Annotated in this window: 16 protein-coding genes and 1 pseudogene; 9 read left to right on the top strand and 8 right to left on the bottom strand. The window is 67.4% G+C overall.

Going from position 1 to position 18,741, the window contains the following annotated elements; genetic code table 11:
* Nucleotide 1: 1 nt before the first annotated feature.
* From H7K34_RS08955 to H7K34_RS08945, 3 genes are all read right to left on the bottom strand, one after another.
* Nucleotides 2-1,126 (bottom strand): TobH protein, encoded by a 1,125-nt coding sequence (locus tag H7K34_RS08955; protein ID WP_264061507.1) that lies wholly within the window; start codon nt 1,124-1,126, stop codon nt 2-4.
* A complete protein-coding gene (locus tag H7K34_RS08950; RefSeq protein ID WP_264061506.1) occupies nt 1,123-2,520 on the bottom strand; it encodes a phosphomannomutase/phosphoglucomutase in 1,398 nt (465 codons plus the stop codon). The genes H7K34_RS08955 and H7K34_RS08950 overlap by 4 nt, the downstream gene beginning before the upstream one ends.
* A 101-nt stretch (nt 2,521-2,621) precedes the next feature.
* A complete protein-coding gene (locus H7K34_RS08945; protein WP_264061505.1) occupies nt 2,622-3,080 on the bottom strand; it encodes a DUF3499 domain-containing protein in 459 nt (152 codons plus the stop codon).
* 173 nt (nt 3,081-3,253) lie between these two features.
* Between H7K34_RS08945 and H7K34_RS08940 the strand changes: the two genes are divergently transcribed.
* The gene (locus H7K34_RS08940; protein ID WP_264061504.1) at nt 3,254-3,676 is read left to right on the top strand and encodes a metallopeptidase family protein; all 423 of its coding nucleotides are present in this window, start codon (nt 3,254-3,256) and stop codon (nt 3,674-3,676) included.
* 21 nt (nt 3,677-3,697) lie between these two features.
* Here H7K34_RS08940 and H7K34_RS08935 read toward each other — a convergent pair whose 3' ends face one another.
* Nucleotides 3,698-4,075: a WhiB family transcriptional regulator gene (locus H7K34_RS08935; protein ID WP_308203175.1), complete on the bottom strand. Its 378-nt coding sequence runs from the start codon at nt 4,073-4,075 to the stop codon at nt 3,698-3,700.
* 318 nt (nt 4,076-4,393) lie between these two features.
* On the opposite strand from H7K34_RS08935, the gene cofD reads away from it, so the two are divergent.
* From cofD to H7K34_RS08915, 4 genes are read left to right on the top strand one after another with little or no spacing between them, the layout of a single operon-like run.
* Nucleotides 4,394-5,383 (top strand): 2-phospho-L-lactate transferase, encoded by a 990-nt coding sequence (gene cofD / locus H7K34_RS08930; RefSeq protein WP_264061503.1) that lies wholly within the window; start codon nt 4,394-4,396, stop codon nt 5,381-5,383.
* A complete protein-coding gene (locus H7K34_RS08925; RefSeq protein ID WP_264061502.1) occupies nt 5,380-6,741 on the top strand; it encodes a coenzyme F420-0:L-glutamate ligase in 1,362 nt (453 codons plus the stop codon). The genes cofD and H7K34_RS08925 overlap by 4 nt, the downstream gene beginning before the upstream one ends.
* Nucleotides 6,742-6,751: 10 nt before the next feature.
* Nucleotides 6,752-8,341, top strand: coding sequence for a class I SAM-dependent methyltransferase (locus tag H7K34_RS08920; protein ID WP_264061501.1), 1,590 nt, complete (start codon nt 6,752-6,754; stop codon nt 8,339-8,341).
* Nucleotides 8,338-8,874, top strand: a complete 537-nt coding sequence (locus H7K34_RS08915) for an NUDIX domain-containing protein (protein ID WP_264061499.1) — start codon at nt 8,338-8,340, stop codon at nt 8,872-8,874. The genes H7K34_RS08920 and H7K34_RS08915 overlap by 4 nt, the downstream gene beginning before the upstream one ends.
* Nucleotides 8,875-8,947: 73 nt before the next feature.
* On the opposite strand, the gene manB is transcribed toward H7K34_RS08915, so the two are convergent.
* The 3 genes from manB to rfbD are packed head-to-tail and all read right to left on the bottom strand — an operon-like array spanning nt 8,948 to nt 11,832.
* A complete protein-coding gene (manB, locus tag H7K34_RS08910; RefSeq protein WP_264061498.1) occupies nt 8,948-10,027 on the bottom strand; it encodes a mannose-1-phosphate guanylyltransferase in 1,080 nt (359 codons plus the stop codon).
* 1 nt (nt 10,028) lies between these two features.
* Complete coding sequence (locus H7K34_RS08905) at nt 10,029-10,925, bottom strand: glycosyltransferase family 2 protein (protein ID WP_264061496.1); 897 nt, start codon at nt 10,923-10,925, stop codon at nt 10,029-10,031.
* Nucleotides 10,918-11,832, bottom strand: a complete 915-nt coding sequence (gene rfbD / locus H7K34_RS08900; RefSeq protein ID WP_264061495.1) for a dTDP-4-dehydrorhamnose reductase — start codon at nt 11,830-11,832, stop codon at nt 10,918-10,920. The genes H7K34_RS08905 and rfbD overlap by 8 nt, the downstream gene beginning before the upstream one ends.
* 84 nt (nt 11,833-11,916) lie before the next feature.
* Here rfbD and H7K34_RS08895 point away from each other — a divergent pair, with 84 nt between their 5' ends.
* From H7K34_RS08895 to ctpC, 4 genes are all read left to right on the top strand, one after another.
* Entirely contained in the window at nt 11,917-13,383 is a 1,467-nt protein-coding gene (locus H7K34_RS08895) for an LCP family protein (RefSeq protein WP_372510716.1), read from the top strand.
* Nucleotides 13,371-14,096 carry a TIGR03089 family protein gene (locus H7K34_RS08890; RefSeq protein ID WP_264061492.1) on the top strand — a complete coding sequence of 242 codons (726 nt, stop codon included), beginning with the start codon at nt 13,371-13,373 and terminating at the stop codon, nt 14,094-14,096. The genes H7K34_RS08895 and H7K34_RS08890 overlap by 13 nt, the downstream gene beginning before the upstream one ends.
* 177 nt (nt 14,097-14,273) lie before the next feature.
* Nucleotides 14,274-14,555 carry a DUF1490 family protein gene (locus H7K34_RS08885; RefSeq protein ID WP_264061491.1) on the top strand — a complete coding sequence of 94 codons (282 nt, stop codon included), beginning with the start codon at nt 14,274-14,276 and terminating at the stop codon, nt 14,553-14,555.
* Nucleotides 14,556-14,565: 10 nt separating this feature from the next.
* The gene (gene ctpC / locus H7K34_RS08880) at nt 14,566-16,761 is read left to right on the top strand and encodes a manganese-exporting P-type ATPase CtpC (protein WP_264061490.1); all 2,196 of its coding nucleotides are present in this window, start codon (nt 14,566-14,568) and stop codon (nt 16,759-16,761) included.
* A gap of 42 nt (nt 16,762-16,803) precedes the next feature.
* Here ctpC and H7K34_RS08875 read toward each other — a convergent pair.
* A pseudogene (locus H7K34_RS08875) lies at nt 16,804-18,741 on the bottom strand (serine/threonine-protein kinase PknD).

Here is an 18,741-nt window from a genome sequence, read left to right as displayed (position 1 = left end):
TCTATCCCCGCACCAGTCGCAAGTAAACGGCGGCCATCTCCAGCCGAACGGCCAATACTGCCAGTTGCTGCTCGGCGCGCCCGGCACCGGTCGGTTCGCGCGGAGCAGCAGGGACGGTCACGGCGTCGGACGTGTTGGACACATCGGGCACATCCTCGGCCGCGACCAAGTAGACGTCGTCGAGCCCGGCAATCCGAGCGGCCGCCACCGTGCGGTCGCCGGACAACGTCAGCACCAGCACCCGCAGTCGCTGCGGCAACGGTCCGTCGAGCTCTTCGTCGTGGAAAAGCGCATCGACCGACGACGGGGATCCGGCCAACCCGGAGCCGACCTCGGCGGGCTCGCGCAGTGCCACAACCGCGTCCGCCAGCCCGGTGGCGGCGACCACCTGGCGCGCGATCCGCAGCAGGGCCGAACTGCCGTGCCGGGCCAGCGCGAGCGTCGCCGCACAGTCACCGGCCAGCGCAACCCGGTGATCGGACAGGCGTGCGGCAATTGTCTTGGCCGGGTTGGTGAATAGCTCACGGGACGCACTGTTGCGCAGTGCCTCGGCGTCCAGCTCGTCGGCGAGCGCCGGCACATCGATATCCAGTCGGGAATCCACCGTTTGCAACGTGGCCAATCCGGCGGCCAGATACCGGCACAATCCGAACTCGTCGGGAACCCACAGCCGCGGCGCCAGCACCGCGGCGCGGCCGGCGGTGGCGTCGCGCAGCGGACCCTCGTACGGCGCGACGACGACCACCCGGGCACCGCGGCGCACCCCGGTCGCGGCGGCACTGACCAGAGCTGGATCGCCGGGGTCGTCGCCCGCGACGATCAGCACGTCGAGCGGACCCGCCCACGGCGGGGCCTCGCTGACGACCGCGATCGGCGCCGACGCCGCGCCGCCCTGCGTCGCGGCCAGCATCGCCCCGGCCGCCTCGGCGGTCCCCCGGCCGGCCACCCAGATGACGCTGCGTGGGCGGTCGCCGGTGCGCAGGGAGTTCAGTTCGCCTTCGTCGACCGCCGCGGCGACGGCGCGCACCTGCGCTCCCGCCGACGAGACGGATCGCAACAAGCCCTGTCCGTCGGCGGCGAGCAGGCCGTCGATGTCTTCTAGATCGATCGCGCGGGTGGCGTTCACGGCACACCCTCGTTGCGCTGCACCTGGCCGGTTATCTCGGTGCTGATCTCGGCAATCATCGCTTCGACATCCTCGGCGGTGCGCCCCTCGGCGTTGAGCCGCAGCAACGGCTCGGTGTTCGAGGTGCGCAGGTTGAACCAGCTGCCGTCGCCCAAATCCACCGTCACCCCGTCCAGGTGATCGATGGAGTGAATCCGGCTGCCGAACGACCTCAACACGGCGTCCACGCACAATGCGGCGTCGTCCACCTTGAAATTGATCTCGCCGGAGGATTCGTAGCGGTGGTAGTCCGCGGTCAGCTCCGAGAGCGGCCGGTCCTGCTCACCGAGGGCGGCCAGCACGTACAGCGCGGCCAGCATGCCCGAATCGGCGCCCCAGAAATCACGGAAGTAGTAGTGCGCCGAATGTTCACCGCCGAAGATCGCACCGGTTTCGGCCATCAGCGTCTTGATATAGGAGTGTCCGACGCGCGAGCGCAGCGGTGTGCCGCCGCGCTCGGCGACCAGTTCGGGCACCGCGCGAGACGTGATCAGATTGTGGATGACGGTGGCGCCGATCTCCCGGCCGAGTTCGCGGGCGGCCACCAGGCTGGTCACCGTCGATGGCGAGACCGGCATCCCGCGCTCGTCGACCACGAAGCACCGGTCGGCGTCGCCGTCGAAGGCCAGCCCGATATCGGCACCGGTTTCGCGCACATAAAACTGCAGATCCAGCAGGTTGGCCGCGTCCAGCGGGTTGGCTTCGTGATTGGGAAACGAACCGTCAAGCTCGAAGTACAACGGCAGCAACGTGATTGAGCCGATCGCGCCAAGCACCGCCGGTGCCGTGTGCCCGGCCATGCCGTTGCCCGCGTCCACCGCCACCCGCAGCGGGCGCAATCCGGAGGTCTGGACCAGCGAACGCAGGAACTCGCCGTAGTCGGCGAGCACGTCACGATCGCTGATGGTCCCGGGCTTCCCGTCGTAAGCCCCGACCCCGGCGATCAGGTCTTCGGTGATCACTTTCAGCCCGCTGTCCGCGCCGACCGGCAAGGCGGCGGCCCGGCAGAGCTTGATGCCGTTGTAGGCGGCGGGGTTGTGGCTGGCGGTGAACATCGCGCCTGGGCAGTCCAGCAAGCCCGAGGCGAAATACAGCTGATCGGTGGACGCTAACCCGATGCGCACCACGTCCAGGCCCTGGTTGGTCACCCCGGTCGCGAAGGCAGCGGCAAGCGACGGCGAACTGTCGCGCATGTCGTATCCGATCGCCACACGTTGGGCACCCTCGCCGCGCATCAACGCGGCGAACGCGGCCCCGATGTCGGCGACCAGCGACTCGTCGATCTCTTCGCCAACCAGCCCCCGGATGTCATAAGCCTTGATGACACGGTGGACAGTCGCGGCGGGCCGGGACATGCGGGGCCTCCTTGACGCCATAGATTGATTTGCCTCTTGGCGTCAGCCTATCGGCCCGCAGAAGTTACGGTTCCAAACGGTTTAGAAGAAACCCCGCCGCGCTAGTCGGACGGATCGGGCAGCACCCGCAGATGCCCGCGGCGGCGTCCGGAGCATTTTTCGGACGGCGCGAGCAGATGGCTGCTGGGCGCGGTGGCCTGAGCTCCGGCGTGCTGGACGTGTTGATCGGAAAAGCCGTTCAGCGGCATGCCGGTTCCGCCGGCGTACGACACCGCCGCCTCCCCCTGACCGCCTTCGCGCACGGCATCGGCAAGGGCGACCAAATCGTCTTCGTCGGGATTCGTGGGCTCCGAATTCAGGGGTCCGGCGTGCCGCACCAGCTCCCATCCGCGGGGCGCGGTGATCCGGCCGGCGTGGCCGACGCACAAATCCCACGAATGCGGCTCGCGCGCGGTCGCGAGTGGTCCTACAACTGCCGTCGAGTCCGAGTAGACGAACGTCAGGGTCGCCACGGCGTAATGCGGGCACCCGGGCCGGCAGCAGCGACGGGGAACGTTCACGTCGCAAAGGCTATCGTGCGGAAACGCCCCCGAAGCGCCGGACACGCGCATCCGTTCGACGCACGATGTTCAACCGTTACCATCGGCGCGTGGGTAATTGGCGCAGTTTCCCGCGCAACGGGCGGCCGTCAGGCCGAACGTCTGGGCACCGGGCAACTCGGCGGGGGCGCGATATGCGCAGCCCTTTGCTGCCGACGACGGTGCCCGGATGGCGCAGTCGGGCCGAGCGATTCGACATGGCGGTGCTCGAGGCTTACGAACCCATCGAGCGGCGCTGGCAATCGCGAGTGGCCGAACTTGATGTGGCAGTCGATGAAATTCCCCGCATCGCGGCCAAGGATCCGGAAAGCGTGCAGTGGCCGCCCGAGGTCGTCGCCGACGGACCGATCGCACTGGCCCGGTTGATCCCGGCCGGGGTGGATGTCCGAGGCAATTCGACAAGGGCGCGAATTGTGCTGTTTCGCAAACCCATCGAACGGCGCGCTAAAGACACCGTCGAACTTGGCGAATTATTGCATGAGATTCTGGTGGCTCAGGTCGCCATTTATCTCGACGTTGAACCAACGGTTATCGACCCGACGATCGAGGACGAATAAAACCGATAAGGGTTTGTCGCGTCAGATGATGCCGCGCTTGAGGCGGCGGCGCTCGCGCTCGGAGAGGCCACCCCAGATGCCGAAGCGCTCGTCATGCGCCAGGGCGTACTCGAGGCACTCGTGACGTACCTCGCAGCCCAGGCAGATCTTCTTGGCCTCGCGGGTCGACCCCCCCTTCTCCGGGAAGAAGGCCTCCGGGTCGGTCTGCGCGCACAGCGCGCGGTCCTGCCACTGGTCCGGAGTGAGTTCGGATTCCGGCAACGGCAACGGCTCGGGCTCGAATGCGACTGGCGCATCGGGAACCACGGTCAAGTGCGGCCGGAAAATCGGCGCCGGCGAGGAGCTGATCGCGGCGTGCTCAGTGCTTGGCATGACGCCCCGTAGGTGCTCGTAAGACATGCGTCGTACGCCTCCTCAGCTTCGTGTTTGAGAGAGTGGTTGTTTCCCGCTGTTCTGATGTAACAGACAATTCGAACAAGTGATCGAATCTCGGTCTGCGACACCGGAACCGGCCGGCCAACCGGGAAATGACACTGATGTGATTAGACACGGGTTAATCTGCCGGGTCAAGCGTTTCGGCGTATTTCCATACCATCTCGTGATCAAATTCCGGCGTTTCTGTTATTCCGGCCCTTCGGCGTATCCATCACAACCGCTCCCAACTGTTGGATGTGGTCGTCGATTTCGAACCTTCGGTGGCCGGTACTGTCGTGCGATGTGAAGGTCACCGTTCTGGTCGGCGGGGTCGGCGGCGCCCGATTCCTGCTGGGTGTTCAACAGTTACTCGGGCTGGGTCAGTTCAGCGCCGAGGGACGAGCAACCGGCCACGAGCTGACTGCCGTCGTCAACATTGGCGACGATGCCTGGATCCATGGGGTCCGGATTTGTCCAGATTTGGACACCTGCATGTATACCTTAGGTGGAGGCGTCGACCCCGAGCGGGGATGGGGTCACCGGGACGAAACCTGGCATGCCAAAGAGGAATTGGCGCGTTATGGTGTGCAGCCGGATTGGTTCCAACTGGGTGACCGCGATCTGGGAACCCATCTCGTACGCACCCAGATGCTCAACGCCGGCTACCCGCTGTCAGCGGTCACCACGGCGCTCTGCGACCGGTGGCAACCGGGCGCGCAACTGGTACCCGCCAGCGACAACCGCTGCGAAACACACGTGGTGATCACCGATCCCGCCGACAGCAGCCGGCGCGCGATCCACTTCCAGGAATGGTGGGTGCGCTATCGGGCCAACGTGAGCACCCACAGCTTCGCGTTCGTCGGCGCCGAAACGGCCAGCGCGACAACTGAAGCGGTCCAGGCCATCGGCGACGCCGACATTATCTTGCTGGCTCCGTCGAATCCGGTGGTGAGCGTCGGCGCGATTCTGGCCGTCCCGGGCATTCGCGGCGCGCTGCGGGCGGCTTCCGCACCGGTCGTCGGCTACTCGCCGATCATCGGTGGAAAGCCATTGCGTGGCATGGCCGATGCCTGCCTCGAGGTGATCGGGGTCGATTCCACCGCCGAAGCCGTCGGTAGGTACTACGGTGCGCGCGCGGCCACCGGGATATTGGATTGCTGGCTCGTGCACGAGGGCGATCACGCGGAAATCGAAGGCGTCGCGGTGCGCTCGGTGCCGCTGCTGATGAGCGACCCGAAGGCGACCGCCGAAATGGTCTCCGCCGGATTCGACATTGCGGGCGTGCTGCCATGACCCCTACGCCGAAAGAGCATGGCACCGCCGCGGCGATCGAGATCCTGCCCGTCACCGGGCTTCCTGAATTCCGCCCCGGCGACGATCTCGGTGCCGCGATCGCCGCCGCCGTGCCATGGCTGCGAGACAACGACGTCGTGGTGGTCACCAGCAAGGTGGTGTCCAAATGCGAGGGCCGGTTGGTCGCCGCGCCCGAGAATCCCGAGGAGCGCGATGAGCTCCGGCGCAAGCTGGTCGACGACGAGGCGGTGCGGGTGCTGGCCCGCAAGGGCCGAACGCTGATCACCGAGAACCGGCTCGGGCTGGTCCAGGCCGCCGCCGGTGTCGACGGATCCAATGTCGGCCGGACCGAACTCGCGCTGCTGCCCGTCGACCCCGACGCCAGCGCGGCGGCGCTGCGGACCGCATTGCGCGACAAGCTCGGTGTCGGCGTCGCGGTGGTGATCACCGACACCATGGGCCGGGCCTGGCGCAACGGCCAGATCGACGCCGCGGTCGGTGCAGCGGGTTTGGCTGTGCTGCACGGCTATTGCGGTGCGGTCGACGAGCATGGCAACGAGCTGGTGGTCACCGAGATCGCGGTGGCCGACGAAGTCGCCGCGGCTGCCGATCTGGTCAAGGGCAAGCTGACCGCCATGCCGGTGGCCGTCGTGCGCGGCCTGCGCGTCGTCGATGACGGCACCACGGCACGGCATTTGCTGCGATCCGGTCCCGACGATCTGTTCTGGCTCGGCACCGCCGAAGCCATCGACATGGGCCGCCGACAGGCCCAGCTGTTGCGCAGATCGGTGCGCCGGTTCTCTGACGAGCCGGTGCCGCCGGATTTGATCGAGGCCGCCGTCGCCGAGGCCCTGACTGCACCGGCCCCGCATCACACTCGCCCGGTGCGGTTCGTGTGGCTGCGCACTGCGGCCACCCGGACCCGACTGCTCGACCGCATGCAGGACAAGTGGCGCGCCGACCTCGCCGGTGACGGCAGGGCCGCCGTCTCGATCGACCGGCGGGTGGCACGCGGCCAGATCCTCTACGACGCACCCGAGGTGGTCATCCCGATGCTGGTGCTCGACGGGGCACACACTTATACCGACGCCGAGCGCACCGATGCCGAGCACACGATGTTCACCGTCGCCGTCGGCGCGGCCGTGCAGGCTCTGCTGGTCGCGCTGGCCGTTCGGGGGGTGGGCAGCTGCTGGATCGGCTCGACGATCTTTGCCGCCGATTTGGTGCGGGCCGAGCTGGAATTGCCGCCCGATTGGGAGCCGTTGGGCGCCATCGCGATCGGTTACGCCTCCGAAGAAGCGCGGGCCGCCGGGTTGCGCGATCCCGTGCATCCCGGGGATCTCCTGATCGACAAGTGATACTGAGCCGGTGAAGACGTTCGCGGGCAAGGCGGCCGTATCGGCCGACAAGGTCCGCGGCGGCTACTACACACCGACATCGGTGGCGCGATTTCTGGCCCGCTGGGTCCGCGAGGCCGGCCCCCGGATTGTCGAACCCTCCTGCGGCGACGGCGCAATCCTGCGTGAGCTGGCCGAGCTGAGCAACCAGGCGCACGGCGTGGAACTCGTCGACAGCGAGGCGGCGAAGTCGCGAGCGTTCGCTCCGGTGGACGCCGCGAACCTGTTCGTCTGGCTGACCGAGATCCAGTCCGCCGACCGCGACGGGGTCGCGGGCAACCCGCCCTACATTCGATTCGGCAACTGGGCATCCGAGCAACGAGAGCCGGCGCTCGAGCTGATGCGACGCGAAGGTCTGCGCCCCAGCAGGTTGACCAATGCGTGGGTTCCTTTCGTCGTAGCAAGCACCGCATTGGTGCGCGATGGTGGACGAGTGGGTTTGGTATTGCCCGCCGAATTGCTGCAAGTCGGTTATGCCGCGCAATTGCGCGAATTTCTGCTCACCCGCTATCGCGAAATCACCCTGATCACATTTGAACGTCTGGTGTTCGACGGCATCCTGCAGGAAGTCGTGTTGTTCTGCGGGGTGACCGGTGCGGGCCCCGCGCGGATTCGCACGGTCAATCTCACCGACGCCGATGCACTCGAGGACGCTGACCTCGATGTGGATTCCGCTCCCGCGCTGCTGCACGAACAGGAGAAGTGGACCAAATACTTTTTGGACCCCGCCGCGATCGGACTGCTGCGCACCCTCAAGGGATCCGACACGATGACGCGGCTCGGGTCCATCGCCGATGTCGACGTCGGCATCGTGACAGGCCGCAACAGCTTCTTCACCTTCACCAACGCACAAGCCCACGAGCTGGGACTGCGGCCGCACTGCGTCCCGCTCGTCTCGCGCAGCAGACAGCTGAGCGGCCTGGTCTACGACACCGATTGCCGGGCAAGCGATGTCGCGGCCGGGCACCGGACCTGGCTGCTCAACGCCCCGGACACCCCGGCCGATTCCGCTCTGGCCGCCCACATCGATGCGGGTGAGGCCGACGGCGTCCACCGCGGCTACAAGTGCTCGATCCGGACGCCGTGGTGGCGTACTCCGTCGCTATGGGTCCCCGACCTGTTCCTGCTGCGCCAGATTCACCTGGCCCCGCGCCTGACGGTGAACGCCGCCGGCGCGACGAGCACCGACACCGTGCATCGGGTGCGGCTCATCGGCTCCCGCGAAAGCCGGGTCGACCCGGCGGCGTTTGCCGCGGTGTTCCACAACAGCGCGACGTTCGCCTTCGCCGAGGTGATGGGCCGTAGTTACGGTGGAGGAATCTTGGAACTGGAGCCGCGCGAAGCCGAGCAGCTGCCCATTCCCGCACCGGCGCATGCCGGCGCGGGACTCGCCGAAGATGTCGATCTCCTGTTGAAAGCCAACGAAATCGAGAAGGCACTCGACACCGTCGACCGTCATGTCCTGATCGACGGGCTCGGCTGGTCGCCGGATGTCGTCGCGCAGTGCCGAGCGGCATGGCAGACTCTGCGCGATCGCCGAACCCGGCGCAGCGCGCGATGAGCATCCGCGACTCGGCGATCTCGCTCCTCACCGACTGGCAGGCGCCCGACCCGGCGCAGGACTCGCTGCGGCATGCCGTGCTGGCCTTCGTGCACGGCCGCCCCGACGCGTGCCTGCGCGAGTGCGAAGCCGGCCACGTCACGGCGTCGGCGATCGTGCTCGATCACACCGGTACCCGGGTGCTGCTGACGCTGCATCGCCGGCTGCGCCGCTGGGTGCAGCTCGGCGGCCATTGTGACGATGACGACTCAGACATCGTGGCCGCGGCGCTGCGCGAGGCCGTCGAGGAATCCGGTATCGCCGATCTGCGCATCGCACCGGATCTGGCCGCGATTCACGTCCATCCGCTCACCTGCTCGCTGGGCGTCCCGACCCGCCATCTCGACCTGCAATTCGTGGCGCACGCGCCGGCGGGCGCGCAGATCGCGATCAGCGACGAATCCGAGGACTTGCGCTGGTGGCCAGCCGACGCGTTGCCGCCCGGGACCGATTACGCGCTCGCCCACCTGGTTTCGCGGGCGACGTCTTCCTGACCCGCCCAACGTGACCGCAGCGTCACGTTCGGCGCCCAACGTGACTGCAGCGTCACGTTCGGCGAAAAGAGGGTCACACATCCGACGAGTAGCGGATCCCACCGTCGGGAATGGAGACGCCGGGCCACACCCGGGCGCCGCGCAGCAGCTCACACCGGGCACCGATATCGGCGCCATCGCCGATCACACCGTCGCGGATCAGGGCGCGCGGCCCGATGCGGGCCCCGAAGCCGATGATCGAGCGTTCGATCACGCTGCCGGCCTCGATCTTGGCGCCCTCGAAAATCACCGCGCCGTCCAGCCGCACCCCGGGACCGATCTCGGCGCCGCGCCCGACGACCGTGCCGCCGATCACCACCGCACCAGGCGACACCGCCGCGCCGTCGTGCACCAGCTGCTCGCCCCGATGTCCCTGCAGCGCCGGGGACGTGACGATGCCGCGCACCAGGTCCGACGATCCGCGGACAAAGTCGTCCGGGGTGCCCATGTCGCGCCAATAGGCGGCGTCGACGTAGCCGCAGAACTTGACGTCGGGGTCCGACAGCAGCGACGGGAACACCTCGCGCTCGACCGACACCGGCCGGCCCCGCGGAATCCGGTCGATGATCTCGCGCTCGAAGACGTAGGTACCGGCGTTGATCTGATCGGTCGGCGGATCCTCGGTCTTCTCCAGAAAAGCCATCACCCGGTTGTTCTCGTCGGTCGGCACGCAACCGAACGCGCGCGGATCGCCAACCCGAACCAGGTGCAGCGTGACGTCGGCTTGGTTGGCCCGGTGCGCCTGAACCAGCTGACCGAGGTCAGCACCCGAGAGCACGTCACCGTTGAACACCAACGCGGTGTCATGGCGCAGCTTGTCGGCGATGTTGGCGATGCCGCCGCCGGTCCCGAGCGGTTCGGATTCGGTGACGTAGTCGATCGCAAGACCAAGCGCGGACCCGTCACCGAACTCCGCTTCGAACACCCCGGCCTTGTATGAGGTGCTCAGGATCACGTGGTCGACGCCCGCAGCGGCGACCCGCGACAACATATGCGTCAGAAACGGCACCCCGGCCGTCGGCAGCATCGGCTTGGGCGCCGACAGCGTCAGCGGCCGCAGCCGAGTGCCTTTACCGCCGACCAGGATCACCGCATCCACTGGAAGAGTCGCCAATTCAGTGCCGCCCTTCTGCCAGCTTCTCGGTTCGCTCCCGGCGCGAGTTGCGCACCATCAGAGCCGACCGCAGCGCCAGCGATGCCCGCAGCGTCCAGCGCAGCGGAGCCAGCCACCATCCGGAATGCCGGTCGGCCAGGAAGATATAGGTGCTCCGGTGGTGCGCGGCCAGATGGCCTGCCGGATCGCGCCCGGTGGAGTGGCCCTTGTGGTGCAGCACTTCTGCCGACGGCACGTAGACGTTGAGCCAGCCGGCTTTGCCGAGCCGGTCGCCGAGGTCGACGTCTTCCATATACATGAAGTAGCGCTCGTCGAATCCGCCGATCTGACCGAACGCCGAGCGGCGCAGCAGCAGACATGAGCCCGATAGCCAGCCCACCGGCCGCTCGCTGGGCTCAAGCCGCTCCTGGCGGTACGCCGCGGTCCAGGGATTGCGTTTCCAGAACGGCCCGAGCACCGCGTGCATGCCGCCTCGGATCAGGCTGGGCAGGTGGCGTGCCGACGGATACACCGATCCGTCGGGGTCGTGGATCAGCGGGCCCAGCGCGCCGGCCTGCGGCCAGCGGGTGGCCGCCTCCAGGAGCGCGTCGATGCTGTTCGGGCCCCACTGCACATCCGGGTTGGCCACCAGCACCCAGTCGTCGACCTCCCCGCGCTCGCAAAGGTGCTCGATTGCGCGGTTGACCGCGGTTCCGTACCCGAGGTTGGCCCCGATGTTGAACAACCGCACGTTCGGGTAGCGCTCCACTGCCGCCTCTGGGGTGCCGTCGGTGGAACCGTTGTCGGCCATCAGAACGCTGACCGGGCGCTCGGTCGCCAGCGACAGCGAAGCCAGAAAACGTTCGAGGTGGTGGCCCGGCGAATAGGTCACCGTCACGACCGGCAGGACGTCAGTCACGCGTAGAGATTATCGGTCGTTCGGCTGGGACTGGGCCCCCCGACACGGCCAGCGCGGCGACAAGTGCAGGGCGCCAGGGCCTTAGCGGCGCCATGCCCGCCGCGGCCGACTGCTGGCTCGCCAGCGCGGAGTAGGTCGGCCGGGGCGCGGGGCGGGGAAATTCGTCGGTGCTCACCGGGTTCACCCGGTCGGGGTCGGCGCCACACTCCTCGAAGATCGCGCGGGCCAACTCGAATCGGGAGACGACGCCCTCGTTGGCGGCGTGCAGGATGCGGCCGGAGAGACCTCCAACAACGAGGTCGGCCACCTGTAGCAGGGCGACGGCCAAGTCGGCGACGTAGGTCGGCGAGCCGATCTGGTCGTCGACGACCTTGATCGGGCCGTCACCGGCCGCGAGCTTGCGCATGATCGCGACGAAGTCGCTGCCGGTGCCGCCGGTGTAGACCCAGGCGGTGCGGACCACGACGGCTTCGGGCAGCGCCGCCAGGACGGCCACCTCGCCGGCCCGCTTGCTGCACGCGTAAACACCACGCGGCGAGGTCTCGTCGCTGGGTTCGTAGGGGCGGGGATCCCCACCGCCGAAATCGCCGGCGAAGACGAAGTCCGTCGAGACGTGGATCAGCCTGGCGCCAGTCCGCGCGCATGCCCGCGCAATGTGTTCCGGCGCCGCTTCATTGACCGCGTATGCCCTTGCTTGATCGCTCTCGGCACCGTCGACATTGGTGTACGCGGCGCAGTTAATAACGACATCGCCGCTTGTCACAATCGCCTCGGCGGCGGCCGGGTCGGTGATGTCCCACTGCGCGGACGTCAACGCGAGGACACTGCGCCGCTGGTCAACGGCCTGTGCCGCCAGACAGCCGCCCAACTGCCCACCGGCTCCGGTGACGACGATCCTGGCTGACATGGTTCGAGTCTGGCATGTCCCGGAAAGCTCGGGCCACGCCGCTGCTGGCTACCCGAGAAGCAGCTGTTCCGCAAGTAACCTAATGTGATGCCTGTGCAACGTGTGGTTCGTGTTGTTGCCACTGTGCTAGCTGTCGCCGTCGTGCTCGGCACCGGCGTGGCCTGGAACAACGTCCGAGCATTTGAAGACGGCATCTTCCACATGTCCGCGCCATCGCTGGGCAAGGGCGGCGACGACGGCGCGATCGACATCCTGCTGGTCGGGCTGGACAGTCGCACGGACGCCCATGGCAATGCGTTGACACCCGAGGAACTGGCCACGCTGAAGGCCGGTGACGAAGAAGCCACCAATACCGACACCATCATCCTGGTCCGGATCCCGAACAACGGGAAGTCGGCCACCGCGATCTCGATTCCGCGCGACTCGTATGTCACAGCCCCCGGCCTGGGCAAGACGAAGATCAACGGCGTGTACGGACAAACCCGCGAGGCCAAGCGAGCCAACCTGGTCAAGGCCGGTGATTCGGCCGAGGACGCCGCCGTCCAGGGAACCGAAGCCGGTCGCGAGGCCTTGATCAAGACCGTCGCCGACCTCACCGGCGTCACCGTCGACCACTACGCCGAAATTGGGCTGCTCGGTTTCGCGCTGATCACCGATGCGCTCGGCGGCGTCAATGTGTGCCTCAAAGACGCTGTGTACGAACCGCTTTCGGGCGCCGACTTCCCAGCCGGCCCGCAGAAACTGGACGGCTCGGACGCGCTCAGCTTTGTGCGCCAGCGCCACGACCTGCCGCGCGGCGACCTGGACCGGGTAGTGCGCCAGCAAGTAGTGATGGCCTCACTGGCCCACCGGGTGATCTCCGGCCAGACGCTGTCCAGCCCCGGCACGCTCAAGCGGCTGGAGTCCGCCGTGCAGCGTTCGGTGGTGATTTCCCAGGGTTGGGACGTCATGGATTTCGTCCAGCAGCTGCAAAAGCTGGCCGGCGGCAACGTCGCGTTTGCCACCGTCCCGGTGCTCGATGGAGCCGGCTGGAGCGACGACGGCATGCAAAGCGTGGTCCGGGTGGACCCGCATCAGGTGCAGGACTGGGTCGCCGGCCTGCTGCACGACCAGGATCAGGGCAAGACCGAGCAATTGGCCTACACCCCCGCCAAGACCACCGCCACCGTCGTCAACGACACTGACATCAACGGATTGGCCGCCGCAGTGTCAGACGTGTTGAGCTCCAAAGGATTTACCGCCGGGACCGTCGGCAACAACGACGGCAGTCATGTCAAAGCCAGCCAGATTCGCGCCAATAAACCCGACGATGTCGGCGCACAGGAAGTGTCCAAGGAACTGGGCGGGTTGCCTGTCGTCTCCGACGCGTCGCTGGCACCGGGAGCGGTCCGGGTGGTGCTGGCCAACGACTACACCGGGCCGGGCTCCGGCCTGTCCGGCACCACCGTGGCACCGGCCCGGGTGACCAACCAGTCGGCCACCGATCCGAATGTTCCTGCGCCCTCGCCGATCCTGACGGCTGGCAGCGACAAGCCGGAGTGCATCAACTGACCACCGTGAGTGCAGCGATCCTCGATCCGATGTTGCGGGCCGACCCGGTCGGTCCGCGCATTACCTACTACGACGACGCCACCGGCGAGCGGATCGAATTGTCCGCGGTGACGCTGGCCAATTGGGCTGCCAAGACCGGCAATCTATTACGCGACGAACTGGGTGCGGGTCCGACCAGCCGGGTGGCGATTCTGCTGCCGGCGCACTGGCAGACCGCCGCGGTCTTGTTCGGGGTGTGGTGGATCGGCGCGCAAGCCGTACTGGACGAGGCCGGACCGGCCGACCTCGCGCTGTGCACCGCCGAACGGATGGACGAGGCCGACGCGATCGTCGAGCCCGGTGGCGAGGTCGCGGTGTTGTCGTTGGATCCGTTCGGCCGCCCGGCACCCGACCTGCCGATCGGCGTCACCGACTACGCCACCGCGGTGCGGGTGCACGCAGACCAGATAGTCCCCGAACGCCACCCCGGTGCGGCGCTGGCCGGCCGCTCCGTCGACGAGATCCTGACCGACTGTGCAAACTCGGCGGCGGCGCAGGGTTTGACGTCCAAAGATCGCGTGCTTTCCAGCGCCTCGTGGCCCGGCCCCGCCGAGTTGGTCGACGGCCTGCTGGCAATCATGGCCGTCGGTGCGTCGCTGGTGCAGGTGGCGAATCCGGATCCGGCGGCGCTGCAGCGCCGAGTCGAGACCGAGAAGGTCTCCCGCGTCCTCTGAAAATACATATTGATATAGCAATACTTCGATGTTAACCTCGAACAATCATGGGCTGAACACGGCGACAGCAAGCAGGTCACCTGGCTCGCTTCGGTAGCCGCTAGATAGCCTACTGATAATGATTGCCATTAACGTACTTGGTTGACGCTACGGCGAACGGGGAGAAAGGTTTAAGCAATGGCGGCGTACGGGTTATTGGTAAAGGCGGCGGGCACGGTATTCACCGGCCTGGTCGGCGTGACGGCCTACGAGGTAGTCCGCAAAGCCGCGGCAAAGGCGCCGCTGCATCAGACCGCGGTGGTGACCGCGGAGCTCGGATTGAGCGGGACACGCAAGGCCGAGACGGCCGCGGAGTCGGCGCGACTCAAAATCGCCGACGTGATGGCCGAGGCCCGCGAGCGCATCGGCGAGGAGGCGCCCACCCCAACCGTCGGCGACGCCCACGATCACGAGCACTGATCGCCCGAACATGAGCCTCGCGATCGTTGAAGACATCGCGCCTGCCGAAGACCCTGCCCTGGAAGTACTTTCGGATGCAGCCGGCCGCATGCGGGTCGCGGTCCCCTGGGTGCGCTCTGACTCTCGCCGCGCCGTCGCGGTCGAGGAGGCCGTGGCCAAGCAGACCGGCGTGCGCGCCGTGCACGCCTACCCGCGTACCGGATCGGTTGTCGTTTGGTATTCACCGCGCCGCTGTGAACGCTCCGAGGTAATGGCGGCAATCAACGGTGCTGAATACGTTGCCGCAGAACTGATTCCGGTGCGTGCGCCACATTCGTCGGAGATCCGCAACTCCGAGGTGCTGCGCATGGTCATCGGCGGGGTTGCCCTGAGCCTGCTCGGCGTGCGCCGTTACGTGTTCGGCCGACCACCACTGCTGGGCCCGAGCGGCCGAATGGTTGCCACCGGCGTAACGATCTTCACCGGATACCCGTTCCTGCGCGGCGCCTTGAGTTCGCTGCGGTCCGGCAAGGCCGGCACCGACGCGCTGGTCTCGGCCGCGACGGTGGCGAGCTTGATACTGCGCGAGAATGTGGTTGCGCTCACCGTGCTGTGGCTGCTCAACATCGGTGAGTATCTACAAGATCTGACGTTGCGACGGACCCGGCGGGCCATCTCGGAGCTGCTGCGCGGCAGCCAGGACACGGCGTGGATCCGGCTCACCGCGCCTGCTGGGAGCCCTAGCCCCTGGACGGAAATCCAGGTGCCGATCGACAGCGTCGAGATCGGTGACGAGGTGGTGGTGCACGACCACGTCGCCATCCCGGTGGACGGCGAAGTCGTCGACGGCGAGGCCGTCGTCAATCAGTCCGCGATCACCGGTGAAAACCTGCCGGTCAGCGTCGGCATGGGCACCCACGTGCATGCCGGTTCGGTCGTGGTGCGCGGACGCGTCGTGGTGCGCGCCGAGGCTGTCGGCAACCAGACCACCATCGGCCGCATCATCACCCGCGTCGAGGAGGCTCAGCACGACCGGGCGCCTATCCAGACGGTCGGCGAAAACTTCTCTCGCCGTTTCGTTCCCACGTCGTTCATCGTTTCGGCGCTCACGCTGGCTGTCACCGGCGACGTCCGGCGTGCGATGACCATGCTGCTGATCGCCTGCCCTTGCGCAGTGGGTTTGGCCACCCCGACCGCGATCAGCGCCGCGATCGGCAACGGCGCGCGCCGCGGCATCCTGATCAAGGGCGGCTCCCACCTCGAGCAGGCGGGCCGGGTCGACGCGATCGTGTTCGACAAGACCGGCACACTCACGGTTGGACGGCCGGTGGTCACGAATATCGTTGCCATGCATAAGGATTGGCAGCCCGAGCAGGTGCTGGCGTATGCGGCCAGCTCGGAGATTCACTCCCGGCATCCGCTGGCCGAAGCAGTGATCCGGTCCACCGAGGAACGCCACATCAGTATTCCGCCGCACGAGGAGTGTGAGGTGCTGGTGGGCCTGGGCATGCGGACCTGGGCGGACGGGCGCACCCTGCTGCTGGGCAGCCCGTCGCTGCTGAAGGCCGAAAAGGTCAGGGTGTCGAAGAAGGCGACGGAGTGGGTCGAGAAGCTGCGACGCCAGGCAGAGACCCCGCTGCTACTGGCGGTGGACGGCAAGCTGGTGGGGCTGATCAGTCTGCGCGACGAGGTTCGGCCCGAGGCCACTGAGGTGTTGACGAAGTTGCGCGCCAACGGGATTCGTCGCATCGTGATGCTGACCGGCGACCATCCGGACATCGCCCAGGTGGTTGCCGACGAGCTGGGGATCGACGAGTGGCGCGCCGAGGTGATGCCTGAGGACAAGCTCGAGGTGGTGCGCGAGCTGCAGGGTGAGGGCTACATCGTCGGCATGGTCGGCGACGGCATCAACGACGCCCCGGCACTGGCGGCCGCCGACATCGGGATCGCGATGGGGTTGGCCGGTACCGACGTCGCCGTCGAAACCGCCGACGTGGCACTGGCCAACGACGACCTGCATCGCCTGCTCGACGTCCGCGACCTGGGCGCCCGGGCGGTGGAGGTGATCCGGGAGAACTACGGCATGTCGATCGCCGTCAACGCCGCCGGGCTGATCATCGGCGCGGGCGGGGCCCTGTCCCCCGTGCTGGCCGCGATCCTGCACAACGCGTCGTCGGTTGCGGTGGTGGCCAACAGCTCGCGGCTAATCCGCTACCGGCTGGACTGAGAGCGACCGGGTCGCGCACGATGACATCCTCGCCTGAGCGACTCAGGGCACCAGTTTGACGGCCCGGTCATTGCCGCGATCGGCGACGTAGACGTTCCCGGTCTTGTCGACCGCCACCCCCAGCGGGGTGTTGAGTCCGGTGAACGGCAGCACCGTCGGGATATTCGACCCGGCCGCCAACTTCATCACCTGATTGCTGTCGTGCTCGGTAACGAACACGTCGCCGGCGTTGTTCACCGCGACACCCCAGGGCACGCTGACGCCGGTGAACGGCAGCACAGTCTGGGCATTCGACCCGGCCGCCAGCTTCACCACCCTGCTGTTGTCGGTGTCGGTGACGTAGACGTTGCCCGAGGTGTCGACCGCCACCCCATCCGGGTTCTTGAGATCGGTGAACGGCAGCACGGTCTGGGCGTTGGACCCGGCCGCCAACTTCAGCACCCTGCTGTTGCCCCGGTCTACGACGTACACACCGCCCTGCGGGTCCACCGCCACCCCTTCGGGATAGTTGAGGCCGGTGAACGGCAGCACCACCTGGTTGTCCGACCCGGCTGTCAGCTTCACCACCCGGTTGTTGAAGTCAGCGACGTACACCGTGCCGGTATCGTCCACCGCCAGCCCCTGCGGCTGGTAAAGGCCGTTGAACGGCAGCACCGTCGAAGTACTCGACCCCGCCGGCAACTCCACCACCCGCCCGTACATGCCCTCACTGGTGACGTACACGTTGCCGGCCTGGTCAACCGCGACCCCGCCCGGCGAGAGCCGGAAATCGATACCGGCAAACGGCAAGGTGGTCTGCCCGGACGCCTCCGTCGACGGCGAGCTGTGGGATCCGCGTAGTTCGACGGTGGCGATGACAGCCGCGGCCACCAACACGGCCGCGACGACGGCGGCGATGATCAACAGCTTGCGCTTTCGGTTGGCCGCGCTCCCGGCGCGCCAGTGGTCCGCCGGGGGCGCGGCGGGCGACTGCTAGTACGGCGGCTGGACCGCGGGGCCGACGGACGACCACGGCTCGGGTTGGCGACGCCCGCCGGCACCGCCGCCGTCGGCGATCATCGGACGCGCCATCGTCTCGGCGTAATCGCTTGCCCCGGAGGCGTGCTTGCCGTGCTCCAAAATCGCGAAGGCCTGGTGCTGGTCGGACGCGGTCAAAGCGTTGTGGGCATCGGCGGCCAGATCTCCGGCGCTGCGATAGCGCTCCTGGGGGTTCTTGGCCATGCCGCGGGCAATCACCTGATCCAACGACACCGGCACCCGCCCGGGTAGCTGCTGGCTGGGCCGAGGTACGGGCTCGAGCAGGTGTGAGGCGATCAACCGTTCGACGCTGTCGGACTGATACGGCGGCACCCCCGTCAGGCACTCACCCAAAACGCAAGCCAGGGAGTAGATGTCGGCGCGGTAGGTGACCTCATCGCTGGTGAACCGCTCCGGGGCCATGTACTTGTATGTCCCGATCGCCGTCCCGGTCGCGGTAAGGCCGGGATCGCTTGCGGCGCGGGCGATCCCGAAGTCCACCAGATAGGCGAAGTCGTTGTTGGCGATCAGGATGTTTTCCGGCTTGACATCGCGGTGCGTCACGCCGCCGGCGTGCGCGGCGTCCAGCGCGGCCGCGATCTGACTCACGATGGCCACCGCCCGCGGCGGGGACAGGGGCCCGTAGCGCTTCAACAGGGTGGCCAGGTCGCTGCCCTCGATCAGGCGCATGTCCAGATACAGGCGGCCGTCGATCTCGCCGTAGTCGTGGATCGGCACCACGTGCGGCTCGGTCAGCCGACCCGCGGCATCGGCCTCGCGTTGCATCCGCGCGCGAAAGAGCGGGTCGCCGGAGTACTGATTGGAGATCAGCTTCAACGCCACCACCCGGTGCTTGCGGGTGTCTTCGGCCTCGTAGACCTCGCCCATCCCGCCGCGGCCCAGCAGCCGCAGCAGGCGATACGGTCCGAACTGGGACCCCACCCACGAAGTTGGGCCGCTCAC

Origin of the sequence: Mycobacterium montefiorense (assembly GCF_025823255.1) — a bacterium.
In the GTDB taxonomy this organism is placed as follows: Bacteria; Actinomycetota; Actinomycetes; order Mycobacteriales; family Mycobacteriaceae; genus Mycobacterium; species Mycobacterium montefiorense.
The sequence above is the reverse complement of the archived record's forward strand: the minus strand, read 5'-3'. Positions and strand labels throughout refer to the sequence as shown.

What these genes read in the sequence shown, in the direction of transcription:
- H7K34_RS08915 (WP_264061499.1), top strand. Translation starts at nt 8,338, where the DNA reads ATGAGCATCCGCGACTCGGCGATCTCGCTCCTCACCGACTGGCAGGCG.
- H7K34_RS08925 (WP_264061502.1), top strand. Translation starts at nt 5,380, where the DNA reads ATGACCCCTACGCCGAAAGAGCATGGCACCGCCGCGGCGATCGAGATC.
- ctpC (WP_264061490.1), top strand. Translation starts at nt 14,566, where the DNA reads ATGAGCCTCGCGATCGTTGAAGACATCGCGCCTGCCGAAGACCCTGCC.
- rfbD (WP_264061495.1), bottom strand. Translation starts at nt 11,832, where the DNA reads ATGTCAGCCAGGATCGTCGTCACCGGAGCCGGTGGGCAGTTGGGCGGC.
- H7K34_RS08940 (WP_264061504.1), top strand. Translation starts at nt 3,254, where the DNA reads ATGCGCAGCCCTTTGCTGCCGACGACGGTGCCCGGATGGCGCAGTCGG.
- H7K34_RS08935 (WP_308203175.1), bottom strand. Translation starts at nt 4,075, where the DNA reads ATGTCTTACGAGCACCTACGGGGCGTCATGCCAAGCACTGAGCACGCC.
- H7K34_RS08950 (WP_264061506.1), bottom strand. Translation starts at nt 2,520, where the DNA reads ATGTCCCGGCCCGCCGCGACTGTCCACCGTGTCATCAAGGCTTATGAC.
- H7K34_RS08885 (WP_264061491.1), top strand. Translation starts at nt 14,274, where the DNA reads ATGGCGGCGTACGGGTTATTGGTAAAGGCGGCGGGCACGGTATTCACC.